The sequence below is a fragment of the Mesorhizobium sp. M2A.F.Ca.ET.067.02.1.1 genome (assembly GCF_004023285.1).
GTDB lineage: Bacteria > Pseudomonadota > Alphaproteobacteria > Rhizobiales > Rhizobiaceae > Mesorhizobium.
The window spans coordinates 1-4,520 of the sequence record NZ_RZSB01000495.1 but is presented as its reverse complement, the minus strand read 5'-3'; the positions used below and the strand labels follow the sequence as shown (position 1 = coordinate 4,520).

General features: G+C 64.6%; 5 protein-coding genes and 1 pseudogene. 5 read left to right on the top strand and 1 reads right to left on the bottom strand.

Going from position 1 to position 4,520, the window contains the following annotated elements; all coding sequences use genetic code 11:
* Together rpsB and tsf are read left to right on the top strand one after the other, a co-directional pair.
* The coding region (rpsB, locus tag EOA28_RS25975) for a 30S ribosomal protein S2 (RefSeq protein ID WP_128315430.1) at nucleotides 1-289 on the top strand (289 nt) is incomplete at its 5' end.
* Between the two features lie 121 nt (nucleotides 290-410).
* Entirely contained in the window at nucleotides 411-1,331 is a 921-nt protein-coding gene (tsf, locus tag EOA28_RS25970) for a translation elongation factor Ts (protein WP_127253937.1), read from the top strand.
* A 54-nt stretch (nucleotides 1,332-1,385) separates the two neighbouring features.
* On the opposite strand, the gene EOA28_RS25965 is transcribed toward tsf, so the two are convergent.
* Nucleotides 1,386-2,312 (bottom strand): LysR family transcriptional regulator, encoded by a 927-nt coding sequence (locus EOA28_RS25965; RefSeq protein WP_128298372.1) that lies wholly within the window; start codon nucleotides 2,310-2,312, stop codon nucleotides 1,386-1,388.
* Between the two features lie 115 nt (nucleotides 2,313-2,427).
* On the opposite strand from EOA28_RS25965, the gene EOA28_RS25960 reads away from it, so the two are divergent.
* The 3 genes and pseudogenes from EOA28_RS25960 to pyrH form a co-directional block, all read left to right on the top strand.
* Nucleotides 2,428-2,955 carry a nuclear transport factor 2 family protein gene (locus EOA28_RS25960; protein ID WP_127253908.1) on the top strand — a complete coding sequence of 176 codons (528 nt, stop codon included), beginning with the start codon at nucleotides 2,428-2,430 and terminating at the stop codon, nucleotides 2,953-2,955.
* A 35-nt stretch (nucleotides 2,956-2,990) separates the two neighbouring features.
* Nucleotides 2,991-4,100 carry an aldo/keto reductase gene (locus EOA28_RS25955; protein WP_128315429.1) on the top strand — a complete coding sequence of 370 codons (1,110 nt, stop codon included), beginning with the start codon at nucleotides 2,991-2,993 and terminating at the stop codon, nucleotides 4,098-4,100.
* 185 nt (nucleotides 4,101-4,285) lie between these two features.
* Nucleotides 4,286-4,520: pseudogene (gene pyrH / locus EOA28_RS25950) on the top strand (UMP kinase); the annotation flags it as partial.

Sequence of the window (4,520 nt, the reverse complement as noted above, 5' to 3'; positions counted from 1 at the left end):
CATCGACACCAACAAGGAAGCGATCGCCATCCTCGAGGCCAAGCGCCTCGGCATTCCGGTCGTGGCCATCATCGATTCGAACTGCGACCCGGACAAGATCGACTTCCCGATCCCCGGCAATGACGACGCGGCCCGCGCCATCCAGCTCTATTGCGACCTGATCGCCAAGGCTGCCATCGACGGCATCGCCCGCCAGCAGGGCGCGCTGGGCGTCGACATCGGCGCTTCGGCCGAGACTCCGGTCGAGCCGGCGCTCGACGCTCCGGCCAGCGAAGCTCCGGAAGCTTGACATCGAAGGCCGGAAACCGGCCTTCATCTTTCCAATAAGTTGGCGCGCTAAAGCGCTTTTGCCGAGCGCATCACCCGAGTCCCGGTTGGTGCGTCGGCGCATTTGAAACAAAGAGGCGACAATGACGATTTCGGCTGCACAGGTCAAAGAACTCCGCGACTTGACCGGCGCGGGCATGATGGACTGCAAGGCGGCGTTGAACGAGACCAACGGCGATATGGAAGCGGCCGTCGACTGGCTGCGCAAGAAGGGTATCTCGAAGGCCGACAAGAAGGCCGGGCGCACCGCCGCCGAGGGCCTGATCGGTGTCGATGCCGGCGTGCGTGAAGCTGCGGTCGTCGAGGTCAATTCCGAGACCGACTTCGTTGCCCGCAATGCTGCCTTCCAGGAGATCGTCGCCAACGTCGCCAAGGTCGCGCTCGCCTATGGCACGACCGAGGCCGTGGCTGCTGCCAAGTATCCGGGCTCCGACAAGTCGGTCAGCGACACCATCAAGGACGCGGTCGGCACCATCGGCGAGAACATGGGCTTCCGCCGCTCGGCGAAGCTCACCGTTCCGCATGGCGTGGTGGCGACCTATGTCCACAACGCGGTTGCCGACGGCCTCGGCAAGCTCGGCGTGCTGGTGGCGATCGAGACCACCGGCAACGAACACGCGGCCAACGCCTTTGCTCGCCAGGTCGCGATGCATGTCGCCGCCAGCAACCCGGTCGCGCTGACCGCCCAGGAAGTCGATCCGGCGCTGGTCGAGCGCGAGAAGGCGATCTTCTCCGATCAGGCGCGCCAGTCGGGCAAGCCGGAAGCCATCATCGAGAAGATGGTCGAGGGCCGCCTGCGCAAGTTCTATGAAGAGGTCGTGCTTTTGAAGCAGGCCTTCGTGCTCAATCCCGACATCACCGTCGAGAAGGCGCTGAAGGATGCCGAGAAGGAGATCGGCGCTCCGGCGAAGATCACCGCCTATCTGCGTTACGCGCTGGGCGAGGGCATCGAGAAGGAAACGACCGATTTCGCGGCGGAAGTCGCGGCAGCGGTCAAGAAATAGCTCCGATCCAGGGGGAGCGCATCGCGTTTCCCTTAAGGTGAAGAGCTCACGAGCTCAGGCAACTCGGCCGGGTGTCCGCATGGATGCTCGGCCGATTTCTTGTGCGCTGTCGATAAAGGCCCTGAGCTTCGGCGCCATCGACGCGCGGCGCGGAAAATAGAGGAAGAGGCCCGGCTCCTCGATCGCCGTATGCGGCAGGATCTGGACGAGGCGGCCGGCTGCAAGGTCGGCGCGCACCAGCGGCTCGAAAACGTAGGCGAGCCCGACGCCGGCCAGCGCCAGATCGATGGCGCCAAGCGAATCCGTGACGATGGCCGTGCCGCGTGTCTCGACAACGACATCCCTGTCGTTGTCATTCAGGTCCCAGCGGTACAGCGCGCCCGATCGCACCAGCCGGTAGCCGATGCAGTTGTGATCGGCGAGATCGGCCACGGCGCGCGGGCGGCCACGCTTTCCGACATAGGTGGGCGAGGCGACGATGACGGCTTTGAACGGCGGCGTCATCCTGACGGTGACCATGTCCTGCGCGATCATCTCGCCCAGCCGGACGCCGGCATCAAAACCTTCGCCGACGATATCGATAAGTCCTTGGTCGGCAACGATCTCGACCGTCACATCGGGGTAGCGTTCGGCCATCGCCGCGACCACCGGCGTCACCGCCAGGGGGATCGCTATGTTGGAGGCATTGATCCTGAGCAGGCCGGCCGGCCTTCCCTTCACGCCGCGGATCCGGTCCATCCGTTCGGCGATGTCCTGCAGGGCAGGGCCCGCCGTCTCCACCAGCGCCTTGCCGGCCTCGGTCAGCGAGACGCTGCGCGTTGTGCGGGCGAAGAGCGGCTGGCCGACGCGCTCTTCCACGAGCCGCACCGCATGGCTCACGGCGGATGGACTCATCCCGAGCTCGGCCGCGGCAAGCGCAAAGCCGCCGCGCCGCGCCACGGCGACGATGACCGGCAGATGTGTGAGCAGATCGCGATCCATTCATGAATGATATCGCATAGTCTTTGCGAACAATGCAATCTTATCGTTGCTCTCAAGCCAGCCCATATTGGCATCAACACATCGGCGGCGGGCTGATGCCTCAAGGAGAGACGAAATGAATGCGTTGAGACATGTAACCTTTGCGGCGGGCATGGCATTGGCGCCGGTCAATGCCGGTGGAGCCGAGGCGACCGGTTGGCAGGCGCTTGCCGACGAGCGCGCGGTGATCCGCATCGCCGACGCCATCGACCGCGCGGTGGATGCGCAGGACTGGGAGCTGGCGCGCAGCTATTTTGCCGACCGCGTCACCGCCGATTTCAGCAGCCTCTCCGGCCAGCCCGCGGCCAACATCGCCTCCGACGACCTGATCGGCGCCTGGGCGGGCAATCTCAAGGGCAGCAAGACCAGCCTGCATCTGCGCACCAACCATCAGCTCGTGCTCGAGGCCGATACCGCGACCGTCCATTCCAACGGCTATGCCTGGAACCGGATGGAAGGCAATGGCGACCCGCTCTGGGAGGTCTGGGGCACCTATGTGCATCATTTGACCCGCTCGGCTGCCGGCTGGAAGGTCGACGGCTTCACCTTCCGCATGACGCATGAGCGCGGCAATCCCTGGGTCAAGGCGACCCCCGGCCAGTGACCGGCAGCAAGTCAGTTCAGAATCGGAAGACCACCATGAGCATGACCTATTACACGCTTGGCAACAGCGGGCTGCGCGTCAGCCGGCTGGCGCTCGGCACCATGACCTTCGGCACCGAATGGGGCTGGGGCGCGGACAGGGACGCCGCCCGCGCGATGTTCGACGCCTATGTCGAAGCGGGCGGCAATTTCTTCGACACGGCCGATCTCTATACCGGCGGCACAGCCGAGGCGTGGCTCGGCGAATTCGTCGCCGAGCGAGGCTTGCGCGACAAGGCGGTGATCGCCACCAAATTCACCTTCAACGCGGAACCGGGTAACCCCAATGGCGGCGGCAATGGCCGCAAGAACATCATACGCGCTGTGGACGCCTCGCTGAAACGGCTCGGTACAGACTATATCGACCTTTACCTGCTGCATGTCTGGGATCGCATCACTCCGGCCGAGGAGGTGCTGCGCACGCTTGACGATCTTGTACGCGCCGGCAAGGTGCGCCATATCGGCCTCTCCGACGTGCCGGCCTGGTATGCCGGCCGCGCCCAGGCGATCGCCGAATTGCGCGGCTACGAGCCGGTCTCGGCGCTGCAGCTCGAATACTCGCTGGCCGAGCGCGCCATCGAACATGAATATGTGCCTTTCGCCACCCGTCATGGCGCGGGCATCATGGTGTGGAGCCCTTTGGCCAGCGGGCTGCTCAGCGGCAAATACAGGCCAACACAAGCCGGGAATGCCGGCCGGCTCGACGGCCTCCGCAACACCACACATCCCGGCTTCCAGAAGTTCAGCGACCGCAACTGGGCGATCGTGGCGGAGCTCGAGAAGGTGGCGGCCGAGCTTAGCCGCAGCATGGCGCAGGTCGCGCTCAACTGGGTGGCGACCCAGCCAGGAATCGCCTCCGTAATCCTTGGAGCGACGAGGCTCGAGCAGCTCGAGGACAATCTTGGCGCGCTCGATTTTTCGATTCCCGGCGAGCTTCGCAAGCGGCTGGAGGAGGTCAGCGCCACGCCAGCACCGTTTCCGCATTCCTATTTCGGCTCCGAGATCCAGGTGCGGGTGACCGGTGGCGCGGTGACTGGCGACAAGCCGGCAGGCTATTGCCCTCCCGTCATCATCGAAGGCGAAGCGGTCAGCATCTCAAGCGACTGATCGAAAAAGGGCAACTGTTCGAAAGGCGGCAACTGACCGAAAAAGCCTGGAATTTTGCACGAGGGCGCGGCGTGACATCGCCGCGCCCTTCGTGTATCGGGTCAACCCGTCATGACAGCATCGCCGGATGAAGCGGGGGCGGTTTTGCCTCCAAAATTGCCGCGCCGAGATTTGCGAGGATCAAGATGACGGATAAGCCCCTCTATCGACGTGTCGTGCTGAAAGCTTCCGGCGAAGCGTTGATGGGCGAGCAGCATTTCGGCATCGACGTCTCGGTGGTCGATCGTATCGCCGCCGACATCGCCGAGGCGCGCGCGCTGGGCGTGGAAGTGGGCGTCGTCATCGGCGGCGGCAACATCTTCCGCGGCGTCGCCGTCGCCTCGAAGGGCGGCGACCGCGTCACCGGCGATCACATGGGCA